Raw genomic sequence first — 15,687 nt, 5'->3', positions numbered from 1 at the left:
GGACTGAACAGGATCACAAACATCCTCCGCAAACAAGTATTGCAGAGTTTCTTTGTGACCGCTTTCACGGAGCGATAAAAGGGCACCGTAACAAAAATTGCACCAAAATGGTGCTCAATGTTCACACTGAGGCACTACTTTGGTGCATTATCTCCATCATGGTGCAGTCCTTTTGCACTATGGTGCGCATGATACAGCGTTTTATAGGGCATTTAAAAGTTGGCACAGATTTCGCTTTATATTTTTTAAGGCAACAACGCCACTTTTAAGCAGTATGAAGTTTTCGTTACCACGACGACAATGACCAATCCGGGAGAGTTTAAGTATGTCCGCTGAACACGTTTTGACGATGCTGAACGAGCACGAAGTGAAGTTTGTCGATCTGCGCTTCACCGATACCAAAGGTAAAGAACAGCACGTCACGATTCCGTCTCATCAGGTAAATGCCGAATTCTTCGAAGAAGGCAAAATGTTTGATGGCTCCTCGATCGGTGGCTGGAAAGGTATCAACGAATCTGACATGGTCCTGATGCCGGACGCTTCCACCGCGGTCATTGACCCGTTCTACGAAGAACCGACCCTGATCATCCGCTGCGATATCCTCGAGCCAGGCACCCTGCAGGGCTATGACCGTGACCCGCGCTCCATCGCGAAACGCGCTGAAGAGTACCTGCGCGCCACTGGCATCGCTGACACCGTCCTGTTCGGGCCAGAACCAGAATTCTTCCTGTTCGACGACATCCGTTTTGGCGCCTCTATCTCCGGCTCCCATGTCGCGATCGATGACATCGAAGGTGCGTGGAACTCCTCCACCAAATACGAAGGCGGTAACAAAGGTCACCGTCCGGGCGTGAAAGGGGGTTACTTCCCGGTTCCGCCAGTAGACTCTTCTCAGGATATCCGTTCCACCATGTGTATGATCATGGAAGAGATGGGCCTGGTTGTTGAAGCTCACCACCACGAAGTGGCTACCGCAGGTCAGAACGAAGTGGCAACCCGCTTCAACACCATGACCAAAAAAGCGGACGAAATTCAGATTTACAAATACGTTGTTCACAACGTCGCTCACCGCTTCGGTAAAACCGCAACCTTTATGCCGAAACCAATGTTCGGCGATAACGGCTCCGGCATGCACTGCCATATGTCTCTGGCGAAAAACGGGACTAACCTGTTCTCCGGCGACAAATACGCAGGTCTGTCTGAGCAGGCGCTGTTCTACATCGGCGGCGTAATCAAACACGCTAAAGCTATCAACGCCCTGGCGAACCCGACCACCAACTCCTACAAGCGTCTGGTCCCGGGTTACGAAGCGCCGGTTATGCTGGCTTACTCTGCGCGTAACCGCTCTGCCTCCATCCGTATTCCGGTGGTGACCTCTCCGAAAGCGCGTCGTATCGAAGTGCGCTTCCCGGACCCGGCTGCCAACCCGTACCTGTGCTTTGCGGCGCTGCTGATGGCTGGCCTTGATGGTATCAAGAACAAAATCCATCCGGGCGAAGCAATGGACAAAAACCTGTATGACCTGCCGCCGGAAGAAGCGAAAGAGATCCCGCAGGTTGCAGGCTCTCTGGAAGAAGCCCTGCAGGCCCTGGATGCTGACCGCGAGTTCCTGACGGCTGGCGGCGTGTTCACCAATGACGCTATCGATGCTTACATCGCCCTGCGTCTGGAAGAGAACGACCGCGTACGCATGACTCCGCATCCGGTTGAGTTCGAACTGTACTACAGCGTCTAATTTTGCTGTAAATCCAGGGTATGTCGTGTTGTGGCGCGGGATGCCCGGGATATTTTGTTGCCGTGGAAACTTTCAGCCCATCTCAGGATGGGCTTTTTTCTCCACCAACACGCTGATCTCGCGAGCTTTTTACCGATAAAAAGCTATACTGCACTAAATTGGTGCACTCTTTTTCAGGAGACTGTCGAATGGCAACAGGCACACTGCCCGATGCTGGGCAGATCCTTAACTCTCTAATCAACAGTATTTTACTGGTCGATGATGACCTGGCGGTGCATTTTGCCAACCCTGCGGCGCAGCAGCTGCTGGCGCAAAGTTCACGCAAGCTGTTTGGCACCCCGTTACCTGAGCTGTTGAGCTATTTCTCATTGAATATTGGGCTGATGCAGGAGAGTCTGCAGGCGGGCCAGGGGTTTACCGATAACGAAGTGACGCTGGTTATTGATGGCCGCTCGCACATCCTGTCGCTGACCGCCCAGCGGCTGCCGGAAGGCTTTATTCTGCTGGAAATGGCGCCGATGGATAACCAGCGCCGCCTGAGCCAGGAGCAGCTGCAGCACGCGCAGCAGGTCGCCGCCCGCGATCTGGTCCGCGGCCTGGCACATGAGATAAAAAATCCGTTAGGCGGCCTGCGCGGCGCGGCACAGCTGCTCAGCAAAGCCCTGCCCGACCCGGCGCTAACGGAATATACCAAAGTGATCATCGAGCAGGCTGACCGGCTGAGAAATCTGGTCGATCGCCTGCTTGGGCCACAGCATCCGGGCATGCACGTTACTGAAAGTATCCATAAAGTCGCCGAGCGGGTAGTGAAACTGGTCTCCATGGAGTTACCGGACAACGTGAAGTTAATCCGTGATTACGACCCCAGCCTACCAGAGCTACCCCACGACCCGGATCAAATTGAACAGGTGTTGCTGAACATCGTCCGTAATGCGCTGCAGGCGCTGGGGCCGGAAGGGGGTGAAATTGTTCTCCGCACCCGCACCGCTTTCCAGCTGACGCTGCACGGGGTGCGTTATCGCCTCGCCGCACGTATTGACGTTGAAGATAATGGCCCGGGTATTCCGCCCCATCTCCAGGATACGCTGTTTTATCCGATGGTCAGCGGCCGCGAAGGCGGTACCGGCCTGGGCTTATCTATCGCCCGCAGCCTTATCGATCAGCACTCCGGCAAAATTGAATTCACCAGCTGGCCGGGTCATACCGAATTTTCGGTATACCTGCCTATTCGGAAGTAGAGGTGTTTATGCAACGAGGGATAGCCTGGATCGTTGATGACGATAGCTCCATCCGCTGGGTGCTTGAACGCGCGCTCACCGGAGCCGGCTTGAGCTGCACAACGTTCGAAAGCGGCAATGAGGTGCTAGATGCCCTCACCACCAAAACCCCGGATGTACTGCTGTCAGATATCCGTATGCCGGGAATGGATGGTCTGGCGCTGCTCAAACAGATTAAGCAGCGTCATCCAATGCTTCCGGTCATCATAATGACCGCGCATTCCGATCTGGACGCTGCGGTTAGCGCTTATCAGCAAGGCGCGTTTGATTATCTGCCCAAACCTTTTGATATTGATGAAGCCGTCGCCCTGGTCGACCGGGCGATAAGCCACTATCAGGAGCAGCAACAGCCGCGAAATGCGCCAATAAGCAGCCCAACTGCCGACATCATCGGCGAAGCGCCGGCTATGCAGGATGTCTTTCGCATTATTGGCCGCTTGTCGCGCTCATCCATCAGCGTGCTGATTAATGGCGAATCCGGTACCGGTAAAGAGCTCGTCGCTCACGCACTGCATCGTCATAGCCCACGTTCAAAAGCGCCGTTTATCGCACTGAATATGGCGGCAATACCCAAAGACCTGATTGAGTCCGAGCTGTTCGGGCATGAAAAAGGGGCCTTTACCGGCGCCAATACCGTCCGCCAGGGACGCTTCGAACAGGCTGACGGCGGCACGCTATTCCTGGATGAAATTGGCGATATGCCGCTTGATGTCCAGACTCGTCTGCTGCGCGTGCTGGCGGATGGCCAGTTTTATCGCGTGGGCGGTTACGCGCCAGTGAAGGTCGATGTGCGGATCATCGCCGCCACCCACCAGAACCTGGAACAGCGCGTACAGGAGGGGAAATTTCGAGAAGATTTGTTCCACCGCCTGAACGTGATCCGGGTGCATTTACCGCCGCTGCGCGAGCGCCGGGAAGATATTCCACGCCTGGCCCGCCATTTTCTGCAGATAGCCGCCCGCGAGCTCGGTGTTGAAGCCAAACAGTTGCATCCGGAAACGGAGACAGCGCTGACACGCCTGGCGTGGCCTGGCAACGTCCGTCAGCTGGAAAACACCTGTCGCTGGCTCACCGTCATGGCCGCCGGCCAGGAGGTACTGACGCAGGATCTGCCGAGCGAACTGTTTGAGACCACGGTTCCGGACAGCCCGACGCAGATGCAGCCCGACAGCTGGGCGACGCTGCTGGGTCAGTGGGCCGATCGGGCGTTGCGATCCGGTCATCAAAACCTGCTCTCAGAAGCGCAACCCGAAATGGAGCGCACGCTGCTGACGACCGCCCTGCGCCATACCCAGGGGCACAAGCAGGAGGCTGCGCGTCTGCTGGGATGGGGTCGTAATACACTGACGCGTAAGCTAAAAGAGCTGGGAATGGAGTAGTGATTAACGGCATGATGAAAATTAGCCGTTCAGCGCAAAGTGCTGCTATTTTGTACTTTACTGTTCCGATGAGTTGAGTATGATCGTGCCCGGCATTAGGGGAGAGCATCATGTTTGAATCACTGGTGAGTATGATATCGAGCGGCGCCGCAGCCAGTCACACGCCACAAACGGCAGTCGCTGCCGTGCTGTGCGCTGCGCTGGTCGGGCTGTTCAGCTAATGGTTCCCCTCTCCCGCGGCCGCAGGAGAGGGGAAAACATTAAATGACCCGGGAGAACTGTTGCATCCGAGCTTTTTGCCGTAGATAGGCATCAAAGCACATGCAGATATTGCGGATCAGCAGTCGGCCTTTCGCCGTCACCTGAATGGCCTTATCATCCACAGCCACCAGCCCGTCATGCGCCAGCGGCGCCAGCAGCTTCAGGTCTTCAGCAAAATAAGACTGAAAATCCACATCCCACTGCGCCTCTACGGCCCCAATATCCAGACGGAAATTACAGATCAACGCCTTAATCACGTCGCGACGTAAACAGTCATCGCGGGTTAACGCGATCCCGCGCCATAGAGCGTCCCCTTGCTCTGCCACCTGCTGGTAGTACAGCTTCAGCTCTTTTTGGTTCTGGGCGTAGCTGTCGCCAATCATGCTGATCGCGGACACGCCCATCCCCAGCAGATCGGTATCCCCCTGGGTGGTGTAACCCTGGAAATTGCGGTGCAGTATGCCATGACGTTGCGCGACCGCTAATTCATCGTCTGGGCGAGCAAAGTGGTCCATGCCGATAAACTGATAGCCTGCCGCCGTCAGTGAACCGATGGTCTCCTGGAGGATCTCCAGCTTCTGTTCAGCGGTGGGCAGATCGGCATCTTTAATTTTGCGCTGTGCGGCAAAGAGCGTGGGCAGATGCGCATAGTTAAACACGCTCAGGCGGTCAGGATTGAGCTCGGCGACCTTTTGCAGGGTAAAGGCGAAGCTCTCCGGCGTTTGCTTCGGCAGGCCGTAGATGAGGTCGATATTGGTCGAGGTAAAACCAATCTCCCGCGCATGGTGGAGCAAATCAAAGATGAACGCTTCGTCCTGCTCACGGTTAACCAGGCGCTGAACCTCTTTATTGAAGTCCTGCACGCCCATACTCAGGCGGTTGAACCCCTCGGTGCGTAAATGATCGAGGACATCCAGCTCGATCTCACGTGGATCGACCTCAATGGAAATCTCGGCTTCCGCGCTGAAATGGAAGTGGCTGCGCAACAGATCCATCAGGCGACTGATTTGCGCCTTATTGAGATAGGTTGGCGTGCCGCCACCCCAGTGCAGTTGCTTAACCTGGCGACTGGCAAACAGCGGCGCGCGGTGGATGATCTCCTGTTCAAGGACATCGAGATATTGATCGGCCTTATGCTGCTGGCGGGTGACTATCTTATTGCAGCCGCAGAAATAACACAGCTTATGGCAAAACGGGATATGCACGTACAGCGACAGGGGACGCTGTGGGTAACGGGCCACAGCGGCATCGAATTCCGCCGCGCCAAATTGCGGTGAAAACTCCAGCGCGGTGGGATACGAGGTATAGCGCGGCCCGGAATAGTTATATTTCTGGATCAGGGCCAGATCCCAGTCGATTATCTGCTCAGACATGCTCACTCCTTCCGATGGTGCCGCCGACGGGTACGCCGTCCCGGCCCCACCGCACCGCGGGTCATGAGCCGGTTGCGCAGCCATTTCTGACGCCGCGACAACCGTCGTAGTTTAACGAATAACCACAGCAGATAACATATAACCAGAAGGGTTATAAGCAGTACCGGGAATCCGATGGGATGCAAATGTTAGTTTCCACCCTTCAGCAGACGCATCATATCTTCCTGACGCTCTTCCTCTTCTTCATCTTCGTCATCGTAAGAGAGGCCGAGCTGCTGCATCAGCTCATCAATGCGATCCAGTTTGGCGTCCACCCAGCTCTGCTCTTCAGCATTCAGGGTGCCGCCCTCTTCCAGACGTTCCAGCAGCGCGTCCAGGCGCTCATCATTCTCCAGCAACTCCAGCTCAGCCTGCGGTGAAAGCATAGGTTTCTCGCTCTTTGGTTTATGCTGCTTGGGGGCTGGGGTGCTGCTTTCGCTCACGCCCAGCGGGATCGGTTTTTTACTGCCGACGCGCGGGTCTTGCGTCTGGCTCTGTTTTTTGCCCGCTGAAGCCGCATCGCCGCCGTTCGCGCGACTGCCTGCCGCGTGACCACGATGTTTCTTCTGCCGTTTGCGATCGCGAGCTTCCTGATTTAACTCTTCACGCGACTTGCGGCCGGATTTGCCACGGGTGGCGGATGTCGGTTTTTTCATGGTGTGTAATCTTCAGACAGTATTATTCAGTATAGAATTGAGGCGGAATCTAGCAGAAAGCAAGCAAAGAAAAAAGGCGACAGATTACTCTGTCGCCTTTTTCCTCACTGACCACCCTTAACGGGCTTCTTCTTTCCCTGTTCGCTAACGACTTACCCTGTCTTTCCCTTAGCGTCCAACGGTCCCTGTTTCTTCCTTTTCCCTTTGAAACGTCTCCAAGACGCGCGTCATCCTGACTATCCTGTGGTCTTCGCCTCCTGGCGCTTCCTGACCCCTCGTCCTGAGTCTTAATCCTTTCAGCATCCCCGCCGTTGTGTATTACTTTACCCTGTTGACAAAAATCGACAACCAGCCAGGCCGTTAAAAAAACATTTTCAGATTTCTCTATTTTTATAACTTGTTTTTTTTCAGTTAATTACATCTGTATCGTCTTATTTTTCTCAGGTATGTCCTATACGAAGAATAGTCAATGTCTCACAAACCATATGGTTTTTACTTACAGGAACGGCGTGCGGTAAAAACAGCCTTTTTCTGCTGTTCAGGTATAATCCCTGCCATAGCCTGTTTTAACGGAGACGACCGTCTTGACCAACTGGAATTATCAACTGACGCACTTTGTCACTAGCGCGCCAGATATCCGCCATCTTCCTGCCGATACCGGCATTGAAGTGGCGTTCGCCGGCCGCTCCAACGCGGGAAAATCCAGCGCGCTAAATACGCTGACCAACCAGAAGAGCCTGGCGCGTACCTCCAAGACTCCTGGACGTACGCAGCTGATTAACCTGTTCGAAGTCGCCGAGGGCAAACGCCTGGTTGACCTGCCCGGCTATGGTTATGCGCAAGTACCTGAAGAGATGAAGATCAAGTGGCAGCGCGCTCTGGGAGAGTACCTGGAAAAACGTCTGTGCCTGAAGGGCCTGGTGGTGCTAATGGATATTCGCCACCCGCTTAAAGATCTCGATCAGCAAATGATCGAGTGGGCGGTAGAAAGCGATATTCAGGTGCTGGTGCTGTTGACCAAAGCCGATAAGCTCGCCAGCGGCGCGCGTAAAGCGCAAGTGAATATGGTGCGTGAAGCGGTACTGGCCTTCAATGGCGATATTCAGGTTGAACCTTTCTCTTCGCTGAAAAAATCCGGCGTGGATAAGCTACGACAGAAGCTGGATAGCTGGTTTAACGAAATCCCGCCGCAAGAAGCCGTTGAAGACGCCGAGTAACCCCCGCTTTTTCCGGATAACGGCGCGTAGCGCCCTATCCGGACGTTCATATTACGCGCTTTTAACTACATCAAACTTTTCTTTCGCGCAATAAAAAACGCCCCGGTCATAAATGACCGGGGCGGCTAAAATATTCAGCCAAATCCGATTACGTGAAGTAAAAGGTCTGAAAGATAGAACATCTTACCTCTGTACCCTACGCGATTAACTCTACTCTTCTTTCGCTCACGGATAAAGCATTTTTTGTAGTTTTTTTTCACTATTTACATAGCAAATTCAAATGATCCTCACAAAACGCTATAAGTTATGTTGCTTACTTACAGAAAATCGCTTTGCGCTTTGTATACTTAGTGCGCTTGATCCCAGTTTTCGCCACTACCGACTTCCACCAGCAGCGGCACCGCCAGCGTAGTGCTGTTCTCCATCAGTTCATGGATTTTTTTCGACACGGCATCGAGCTCATCTTTATGCACTTCAAAGACCAGTTCATCGTGAACCTGCATGATCATCCGCACGCGAGGTTGCTCCTTCCGCAGCCATTCATCAACAGCAATCATCGCCCGCTTGATAATGTCTGCCGCTGTCCCCTGCATCGGGGCGTTGATCGCCGCACGTTCCGCGCCGGCGCGACGGGCACCATTGCTGGATTTAATATCCGGCAGATAGAGTCGACGGCCATCCAGCGTTTCAACATACCCTTGCTCTTTCGCCTGAGCGCGGGTGCGCTCCATATACTCCAGGACGCCCGGGTAACGCTCGAAATAAAGATCCATATACTTCTGTGCTTCTTTACGCGGGATGTTCAGCTGGCGGGCCAGGCCGAAGGCGCTCATGCCGTAGATCAGACCGAAGTTGATGGCTTTTGCACTGCGGCGTTGTTCGCTGCTGACGCTGTCCAGTGGTAAGCCAAACACTTCAGCCGCCGTCGCCCGGTGAATATCCTTCCCTTCTGCGAAAGCGGTCAGCAGGCCTTTATCCCGCGACAGGTGCGCCATAATACGCAGTTCGATTTGCGAGTAGTCCGCTGAGACAATGACGTAATCTTCCGGCGCGATAAACGCCTGGCGAATGCGCCGTCCTTCTTCGTTACGCACTGGAATATTTTGCAGGTTTGGATCGGTAGACGACAAACGGCCAGTGGCAGTGACCGCCTGATGATAGGAGGTATGCACGCGCCCCGTTTTAGGGTTAATCATCAGCGGCAGTTTATCGGTATAGGTCGACTTCAGTTTCGCCAGCCCGCGATACTCCAGAATCACTTTTGGCAACGGATAATCCAGCGCCAGCTCCTCCAGGACCTCTTCAGACGTGGATGGCGCACCACCCGGCGTTTTCTTCAGCGGCTTGATACCCTGTTTCTCAAACAGGATCGTTTGCAGCTGTTTAGTGGAGGAGAGATTAAACGCTTCCCCGGCAATCTCATGTGCGCGCTGCTCCAGCTCAACCAGACGCTGGGCGATCTCCTGTGAATGCGCATGCAGCACGGCAGGGTCGATTTTCACGCCATTGCGCTCAACCCGAGACAGCACCGGCACCAGCGGCATTTCGATATGCTTAAAGATATTCAGCGGACCTTCATGCTGCTGCAGCTTCGGCCACATCTTCAGATGCAGCTGGAGCGTGACGTCGGCATCTTCCGCCGCGTAGCGGCCAGCCTCCTCCAGTGCAATCTGGTTAAAGGTGAGCTGGTTCTTACCTTTACCAGCGATCTCTTCAAAGGTAATGGTTTTATGCTTCAGCCAGCGGTCGGAAAGACTGTCCATATCGTGGCGGCCCGCCACGCTGTCGAGAATGTAGGATTCCAGCATGGTATCGAACGCAATCCCGCGCAGCTCAATGTCATAGTTGGCCAAAATACCGCGATCGTATTTAAGATTTTGCCCGACCTTGAGCAGCTTCTCATCCTCCAGCAGCGGTTTAAGTAACGCCAGTACGCGCTCGCGGGGGATCTGATCCGGCGCATCAAGATAATCATGCGCCACAGGGACATAGGCGGCCACGCCAGGCTCAACCGCGAATGAAAGACCGACCATATTGGCAGAGATATTATCCAGGCTGTCGGTTTCCGTATCAAAGGCAAAGAGCGGCGCTTGCTTCAGCTTATCGATCCAGGTGACCAGCGTGGCCTCATCAAGGATAGTGACGTAGTGCTCTGCTGAAAGGGCGGAGGCCGGTTCATCCTCTGCTTCTGCCTGTGCCGCTGCCGCAGGCTCTGCAGGTTTAGCGGCCGGTTTGCCGCCCTTCGCTTGCAGCCATTTCCCGGCCTCGACGTCGGTTGTCCAGCGCTTAAACTCATACTGCCTGAACAGCGCCAGCAGATCGTCAGCCGCCGGGGGCTGCACCTCCAGCTCTTCGCACGTGAGCTCCAGCTCGACGTCGGTTTTAATGGTCGCCAGCTGATAAGAGAGATAAGCCACGTCCTTGTTCTGCTCCAGCTTCGCCGCCATCGTTTTCGCGCCGCGGAAGCTCAGTGCAGCAATTTTCTCCGGTTCCGCATACAGCGTATCAAGGCCGCCAAGGCCTTGCAGTAGCGCCTGGGCGGTCTTCTCGCCCACGCCCGGCACGCCAGGAATGTTATCCGAAGAGTCGCCCATCAGTGCCAGGAAATCGATAATCAGCTCCGGCGGGACGCCATACTTGGAGACCACCTCATCCGGTCCAAGGATGGTGTTAGTCATGGTATTGATTAGGGTGATCCCCGGCGTCACCAGCTGAGCCATGTCTTTATCACCGGTGCTGATCAGCACCGGACGACCCGCCCTTTCCGCTTCCCGCGCCAGGGTGCCAATCACATCGTCGGCTTCAACACCCGGAACCGCCATTAGCGGCAGCCCCATCGCTTTCACCATCTTATGCAACGGCTCAATCTGCGCGCGCAGATCGTCCGGCATCGGCGGGCGGTGGGACTTGTAATGTTCGAACAATTCATCACGGAAGGTTTTCCCTTTCGCATCAAAGACCACGACGGCGTGAGTCGGTTGATACTGCAGGATCAAACTGCGCAGCATATTCAGTACGCCGTACATAGCCCCGGTCGGCTCCCCTGCGCTGTTAGTCAGCGGCGGAAACGCATGATACGCCCGATAAAGATAGGATGAGCCGTCAACGAGGATGAGAGGGTTTTCTGGGATCTGAACCATAATTTCCGTGCCTGTTTATCAGATTATGGGTAAAGGATGCCACAGACGGGCATGAAATCCTGAATTTTTCCCGCATTTCGCGGAAAAGATTCAACGATCGTCGCGATCGCATGACAACTTTTCTTGTGGATAACTTTGTGTATAGTTTTACAGCGTCAGCTTTACCGCCCCTGAAAATAAATGAACAAATACTATTACTCTTTATATATCAGTTAATTAAAAACAGATCGACGATCCTGGCATCAATTTGATGACCCAATGTTCCATGTGGATAGAAGATCCTTGTTTTTTTCTGTTCTCGTAAGACCCGTCATTTGCCGCGTTTTCTGGTAAAATCAGCCCCTTGCGCAGCTTAAAGGCGCTCTTTGTCAGCCTAACTTTCTGAATAAACTAACTATGTCGAGATTACTCGCTGCGATAACACTTCCGCTGAGTATCGCCTTAACCATCTTAGTCACCATTATCTGCTCTGTACCGATCATCGTCGCCGGGCTGATTAAACTGCTGGTCCCCATTCCAGCGGTATGGCGCTCTATATCTGTTTTTTGCAATTTTATGATGTATTGCTGGTGCGAAGGGCTGGCGCTGCTGTTGCATCTCAATCCCTGGCTTAAATGGGACGTCGAGGGTCTGGAAGGCTTAAATAAAAAGAACTGGTATCTGCTGATCAGTAACCACCATAGCTGGGCAGATATCGTGGTGCTGTGCGTGCTGTTCCGCAAGCATATTCCGATGAATAAGTACTTCCTTAAACAACAGCTGGCGTGGGTACCCTTCATCGGCCTCGCCTGCTGGGCGTTGGATATGCCCTTTATGCGCCGCTATTCACGCAGTTACCTTATTAGACACCCGGAACGCCGCGGTAAAGATGTCGAAACCACCCGCCGTTCATGTGAAAAATTTCGCGCGCATCCGACGACTATCGTCAATTTTGTGGAAGGCTCGCGTTTTACCGAAGCCAAAAAGCACGAGACGCGCTCGCCTTACGATAACCTGCTACCGCCTAAAGCGGCAGGTATCGCCATGGCGTTAAACGTGCTCGGTTCGCAGTTCGATAAACTACTGAATGTCACGCTGTGCTACCCGGAGAATAATACAAAGCCGTTTTACGATATGTTAAGCGGCCGCCTGACGCGCATTGTAGTACGTATCAATCTGGTTCCTATTGGTGAAGAGCTGCACGGCGATTACGTTAACGATAAGAACTTTAAGCGCGGCTTCCAGCGCTGGCTCAATGGGCTATGGGAAGAGAAAGACCGTCAGTTGACTGACATCATGCGGGACAAAGAAAGGTAGTCACTGCCAGAATAGCTAAGGTAACGCCGGTCAGTGACCGGCGTTTTTTTTATTTCTTCTCTACCAGTTGCTTCACGGTATCCGCATACTGAGCGACGAAGACATCCATATTGCTGGTGTCCATCCCCTGCGGGTTCAGCTGGTATTTACCATTAACATACATAGCCGGTACCCCCTGCAGCTGCAGATCGGCTGCCGCTTTCTCTTGCTGAGCGACCAGAGATTTCACCACGAAGCTATTCCATGCGGCATCGTAGTCTTCCCCTTTCACGCCAGCGTCGACAAACACTTTACGAATGTCAGCCACGCTCTGCACGGTCTGGGTTTTCTGCACGGCTTCGAACATCGGCGCAGTAATTTTATCTTCAACACCCAGCGCGATGGCCACCGCCCACGCCTGCGTCAGATCCTTGCCCAGAGGGCCCAGGAACTCAACGTGGTATTTGGTCATTTTGGTGCCTTCCGGCAGTTTCTGACGCACATTGTCAGAAACATGCAGCACTTCTTCAAACTGGTAGCAGTGCGGGCAGTAGAATGAGAAGAACTCGAGCACCTGCGGCTCGCCAGCAATCGGCTTATCAAGGGTAATGTACTGCTTGCCATCGGTGATCTGGGCAGCGGATGCACTAAAAGCCAGAATCATACCAGCCAGCGCCAGCCAAACTTTTTTCATGATTTACTCTCTCCTGGATATATCACATTAATACATTGGCGTTAACTGAAGCGGGGGTTCCTGTAGAACCTTCACCTGCTCAAGAAAAGTCGACGTCTGCCCCCGCCAGTAATCCTCCCCGGTTAACCAGGGGAAATTGACCGGGAAAGCGGGATCGTCCCAGCGTCTGAGCAACCACGCCAGATAATAAACCAGTCGCATAGCGCGTAAAGGTTCAATTAGCGCGATTTCATCGCTGTTAAAGGGGCTGAATTCCTCATAGGCCTCGACAATGGTCTCCAGCTGCATACGCTGTTCAGCCTTATCACCGTTGAGCAGCATCCACAGATCCTGAATCGCCGGGCCGGTTCGCGCATCGTCTAAGTCGACAAACAGTGGCCCGTCGCGCCAGAGGATATTACCCGCATGGCAGTCACCGTGCAGGCGTAACGTGTTCCCGCGGCCGTGCCATTGCTCCATGACGGCAGCAATGAGTTTATCGGTCGCCTTCAGGAAATCGGCCTTCAGGCCAGAGGGGATCAGCGTCGCCTGTTCAAATACCTGGCGCGGTTCCAGCAGGTACTCCTGGACGCCAATTTCCGGGCGGGCAGTAAAGCGCTGTTTGCGGCCCGTCTGGTGCAGGCGCCCCAGATAGCGGCCAACCCATTCCATCTGATCAAGGTTATCCGCTTCAAACTGACGACCGCCAAGGCTTGGGAAAACGGCAAAGTAGAATCCCTGATGCTGATGAAGCGTGCTGTCGTTAAAGAAGAGCGGCGCAGCAACGGGCACTTCATCTTCTACAAGCTGAAGTGCAAACTGGTGTTCTTCAAGGATCTGTTCTGCGGACCAGCGCTCAGGACGATAGAACTTTACCACATAGCGATGGCGCTCTTCGTCCTGGAACTGATAAACGCGGTTCTCATAGCTGTTTAGCGGGGTGAGACCGGAGTCCACCCGCATACCCAGATCGAATAACCCATCGATAATGGTATCCGGGCGAAGCGTCTGAAAAGTAAAAGCCTTATCGTGCATCCTGACATCCGATAATCGTACGAATAGTTCAGGATATCATCTCATTGCACTTTACGCGGCAGCGCTTACAACCTTTTACTCTTTTATTACCCCGCGGGCGCGCAGCAGCGCGGTTTTAAAGTCCTCTTCATAATCCTTCTGAATACCAGGAATGACGGCATCTTTAGAAGAGTCACGCATCTTCAGGTGATAGATCAGAATATCGTCGGAAAGATCGCTCAGTTCGCCATCATAGCCAGCCTCTTTCGCCAGTTTCTGCAAAAATTGCATCAGATTCAGTTCAGGCTCTTTCTGCCAGGCAGGCTGAAGGAGTTCAATTACTTCATTCAGACGTTTACATTTCATGGTCATGCTCCTTACTCTTGATAGGGACAAGTTAACAGGGTCAATCCCACAATGAAAGAGGCGATATTCAGATGCAAAGCGAGGCGATAACCGGCGTCGTGCTGGCAGGCGGCAAAGCCACGCGAATGGGCGGCATTGATAAAGGATTACAGGCGCTAAATGGTCGCCCTCTCTGGCGTCACGTCGCGGAGACATTAGCCCCGCAGGTAGATGAGTTAGTCATTAGCGCCAATCGTCATCTTGAACAGTGGCGTGCCAGCGGATATCCGGTCTTTCGAGACATACAGGAGGATTATCAGGGGCCGCTGGCCGGAATGCTTGCTGTGATGCAGCAGGTCGCGAGCCCATGGTTTGTTTTTTGCCCCTGCGACACGCCGTTCATTCCATCCTTTTTGGTGGAGCGCTTTATCCAGCAGAAAGGGGCCGCACCGGTCGTTTGGGCCCATGACGGCGAACGGGATCATCCCGCCGTTGCATTAGTTCATCGTCAAATCATTCCGGAACTGGAGGCTTATCTGGCTCATGGAGAGCGCAGGGTGATGGTCTTTATGCGACAAGTGGGTGGGCGCCCGGTGAATTTCAGCGATGTGAAATCAGCGTTCATCAATGTAAATACGCTTGAAGATTTGCAGCAGATGCAGGAGCCATCATGACCCCATTACTGGCGATCGCCGCATGGAGCGGTACCGGAAAAACAACATTATTAAAGCGTCTTATCCCTGAGCTTTGCGTCAGAGGTCTGCGTCCCGGGCTGATAAAACATACCCATCATGATATGGACGTCGATAAGCCCGGCAAAGATAGCTATGAATTACGTAAGGCGGGCGCTGCGCAGACTATTGTCGCCAGCGAACAGCGCTGGGCGTTGATGACGGAGACGCCAGAGACGCCGGGATTAGATCTCACGTGGCTTGTCAGTCGAATGGATGTCAGCAAACTGGACCTGGTTTTAGTGGAGGGGTTCAAACATGAACCCGTGCCGAAGATCCTACTTTTTCGGCAAAACAGCGGCCATCGTGTAGAAGAGCTGATAATTGATGAACATACCATCGCCGTGGCCAGCGATATGCCCATCGCGACCTCGCTTCCGCAGTTGGATTTAAATGATATTCAACAGATCGCGACATTTATTGCGAATTGGTTAGAGAGGCATTAGCAGTTTATCGGTAGGGTTGCTTCTTAACACAGACGTTAATGAATGGCATCGGCAGACAGGGGCCTCCCCGAAGGCGGTGCTGCGCACCTTGTCCGGGCTACAGGTCGTGCAGGGCGGGTGCGAATC

General features: G+C 53.7%; 14 protein-coding genes. 8 read left to right on the top strand and 6 right to left on the bottom strand.

Features of this window, described 5'->3' with window-relative positions:
* Nucleotides 1-325 precede the first annotated feature (325 nt).
* The 4 genes from glnA to NKJ21_RS24330 all read left to right on the top strand — a co-directional run bounded on the left by glnA (nt 326) and on the right by NKJ21_RS24330 (nt 4,612).
* A complete protein-coding gene (glnA, locus tag NKJ21_RS24345) occupies nt 326-1,735 on the top strand; it encodes a glutamate--ammonia ligase (protein WP_004203622.1) in 1,410 nt (469 codons plus the stop codon).
* 188 nt (nt 1,736-1,923) lie between these two features.
* Complete coding sequence (glnL, locus tag NKJ21_RS24340; RefSeq protein WP_008807910.1) at nt 1,924-2,973, top strand: nitrogen regulation protein NR(II); 1,050 nt, start codon at nt 1,924-1,926, stop codon at nt 2,971-2,973.
* 8 nt (nt 2,974-2,981) lie between these two features.
* Complete coding sequence (gene glnG, locus NKJ21_RS24335) at nt 2,982-4,391, top strand: nitrogen regulation protein NR(I) (protein WP_008807911.1); 1,410 nt, start codon at nt 2,982-2,984, stop codon at nt 4,389-4,391.
* A gap of 110 nt (nt 4,392-4,501) precedes the next feature.
* Nucleotides 4,502-4,612, top strand: a complete 111-nt coding sequence (locus NKJ21_RS24330; protein WP_004152951.1) for a YshB family small membrane protein — start codon at nt 4,502-4,504, stop codon at nt 4,610-4,612.
* Nucleotides 4,613-4,651: 39 nt separating this feature from the next.
* On the opposite strand, the gene hemN is transcribed toward NKJ21_RS24330, so the two are convergent.
* Together hemN and yihI are read right to left on the bottom strand one after the other, a co-directional pair.
* Nucleotides 4,652-6,025 (bottom strand): oxygen-independent coproporphyrinogen III oxidase, encoded by a 1,374-nt coding sequence (hemN, locus tag NKJ21_RS24325; protein ID WP_022064970.1) that lies wholly within the window; start codon nt 6,023-6,025, stop codon nt 4,652-4,654.
* A gap of 188 nt (nt 6,026-6,213) precedes the next feature.
* Entirely contained in the window at nt 6,214-6,720 is a 507-nt protein-coding gene (gene yihI / locus NKJ21_RS24320; RefSeq protein ID WP_008807913.1) for a Der GTPase-activating protein YihI, read from the bottom strand.
* 584 nt (nt 6,721-7,304) lie between these two features.
* On the opposite strand from yihI, the gene yihA reads away from it, so the two are divergent.
* On the top strand, nt 7,305-7,937 hold the full coding sequence (gene yihA, locus NKJ21_RS24315) for a ribosome biogenesis GTP-binding protein YihA/YsxC (RefSeq protein WP_008807914.1): 633 nt from the start codon (nt 7,305-7,307) through the stop codon (nt 7,935-7,937).
* Between the two features lie 347 nt (nt 7,938-8,284).
* Here yihA and polA read toward each other — a convergent pair whose 3' ends face one another.
* A complete protein-coding gene (gene polA / locus NKJ21_RS24310) occupies nt 8,285-11,077 on the bottom strand; it encodes a DNA polymerase I (protein WP_012543290.1) in 2,793 nt (930 codons plus the stop codon).
* Between the two features lie 396 nt (nt 11,078-11,473).
* Between polA and NKJ21_RS24305 the strand changes: the two genes are divergently transcribed.
* On the top strand, nt 11,474-12,373 hold the full coding sequence (locus tag NKJ21_RS24305; RefSeq protein ID WP_008807916.1) for an acyltransferase: 900 nt from the start codon (nt 11,474-11,476) through the stop codon (nt 12,371-12,373).
* Between the two features lie 49 nt (nt 12,374-12,422).
* On the opposite strand, the gene dsbA is transcribed toward NKJ21_RS24305, so the two are convergent.
* The 3 genes from dsbA to NKJ21_RS24290 form a co-directional block, all read right to left on the bottom strand.
* Nucleotides 12,423-13,046, bottom strand: a complete 624-nt coding sequence (gene dsbA, locus NKJ21_RS24300) for a thiol:disulfide interchange protein DsbA (RefSeq protein WP_008807917.1) — start codon at nt 13,044-13,046, stop codon at nt 12,423-12,425.
* A gap of 27 nt (nt 13,047-13,073) precedes the next feature.
* Nucleotides 13,074-14,060, bottom strand: coding sequence for a serine/threonine protein kinase (locus NKJ21_RS24295; protein ID WP_008807918.1), 987 nt, complete (start codon nt 14,058-14,060; stop codon nt 13,074-13,076).
* A gap of 75 nt (nt 14,061-14,135) precedes the next feature.
* Nucleotides 14,136-14,405: a YihD family protein gene (locus NKJ21_RS24290; RefSeq protein ID WP_002882612.1), complete on the bottom strand. Its 270-nt coding sequence runs from the start codon at nt 14,403-14,405 to the stop codon at nt 14,136-14,138.
* Nucleotides 14,406-14,476: 71 nt separating this feature from the next.
* Between NKJ21_RS24290 and mobA the strand changes: the two genes are divergently transcribed.
* A complete protein-coding gene (gene mobA / locus NKJ21_RS24285) occupies nt 14,477-15,058 on the top strand; it encodes a molybdenum cofactor guanylyltransferase MobA (RefSeq protein ID WP_254733261.1) in 582 nt (193 codons plus the stop codon).
* A complete protein-coding gene (mobB, locus tag NKJ21_RS24280) occupies nt 15,055-15,561 on the top strand; it encodes a molybdopterin-guanine dinucleotide biosynthesis protein MobB (RefSeq protein ID WP_016162031.1) in 507 nt (168 codons plus the stop codon). Before mobA ends, mobB begins: the two co-directional genes overlap by 4 nt.
* Nucleotides 15,562-15,687 lie beyond the last annotated feature (126 nt).

Origin of the sequence: Klebsiella sp. SWET4 (assembly GCF_024296565.1) — a bacterium.
Taxonomy (GTDB): Bacteria; Pseudomonadota; Gammaproteobacteria; order Enterobacterales; family Enterobacteriaceae; genus Klebsiella; species Klebsiella variicola.
This window is presented reverse-complemented; position numbering and strand designations above follow the sequence as displayed.

Coding starts and splice junctions, on each gene's coding strand:
- NKJ21_RS24330 (WP_004152951.1), top strand. CDS start 4,502: ATGTTTGAATCACTGGTGAGTATGATATCGAGCGGCGCCGCAGCCAGT.
- mobB (WP_016162031.1), top strand. CDS start 15,055: ATGACCCCATTACTGGCGATCGCCGCATGGAGCGGTACCGGAAAAACA.
- NKJ21_RS24295 (WP_008807918.1), bottom strand. CDS start 14,060: ATGCACGATAAGGCTTTTACTTTTCAGACGCTTCGCCCGGATACCATT.
- NKJ21_RS24290 (WP_002882612.1), bottom strand. CDS start 14,405: ATGAAATGTAAACGTCTGAATGAAGTAATTGAACTCCTTCAGCCTGCC.
- NKJ21_RS24305 (WP_008807916.1), top strand. CDS start 11,474: ATGTCGAGATTACTCGCTGCGATAACACTTCCGCTGAGTATCGCCTTA.
- polA (WP_012543290.1), bottom strand. CDS start 11,077: ATGGTTCAGATCCCAGAAAACCCTCTCATCCTCGTTGACGGCTCATCC.
- glnL (WP_008807910.1), top strand. CDS start 1,924: ATGGCAACAGGCACACTGCCCGATGCTGGGCAGATCCTTAACTCTCTA.
- glnA (WP_004203622.1), top strand. CDS start 326: ATGTCCGCTGAACACGTTTTGACGATGCTGAACGAGCACGAAGTGAAG.
- yihI (WP_008807913.1), bottom strand. CDS start 6,720: ATGAAAAAACCGACATCCGCCACCCGTGGCAAATCCGGCCGCAAGTCG.
- glnG (WP_008807911.1), top strand. CDS start 2,982: ATGCAACGAGGGATAGCCTGGATCGTTGATGACGATAGCTCCATCCGC.
- hemN (WP_022064970.1), bottom strand. CDS start 6,025: ATGTCTGAGCAGATAATCGACTGGGATCTGGCCCTGATCCAGAAATAT.
- mobA (WP_254733261.1), top strand. CDS start 14,477: ATGCAAAGCGAGGCGATAACCGGCGTCGTGCTGGCAGGCGGCAAAGCC.
- dsbA (WP_008807917.1), bottom strand. CDS start 13,046: ATGAAAAAAGTTTGGCTGGCGCTGGCTGGTATGATTCTGGCTTTTAGT.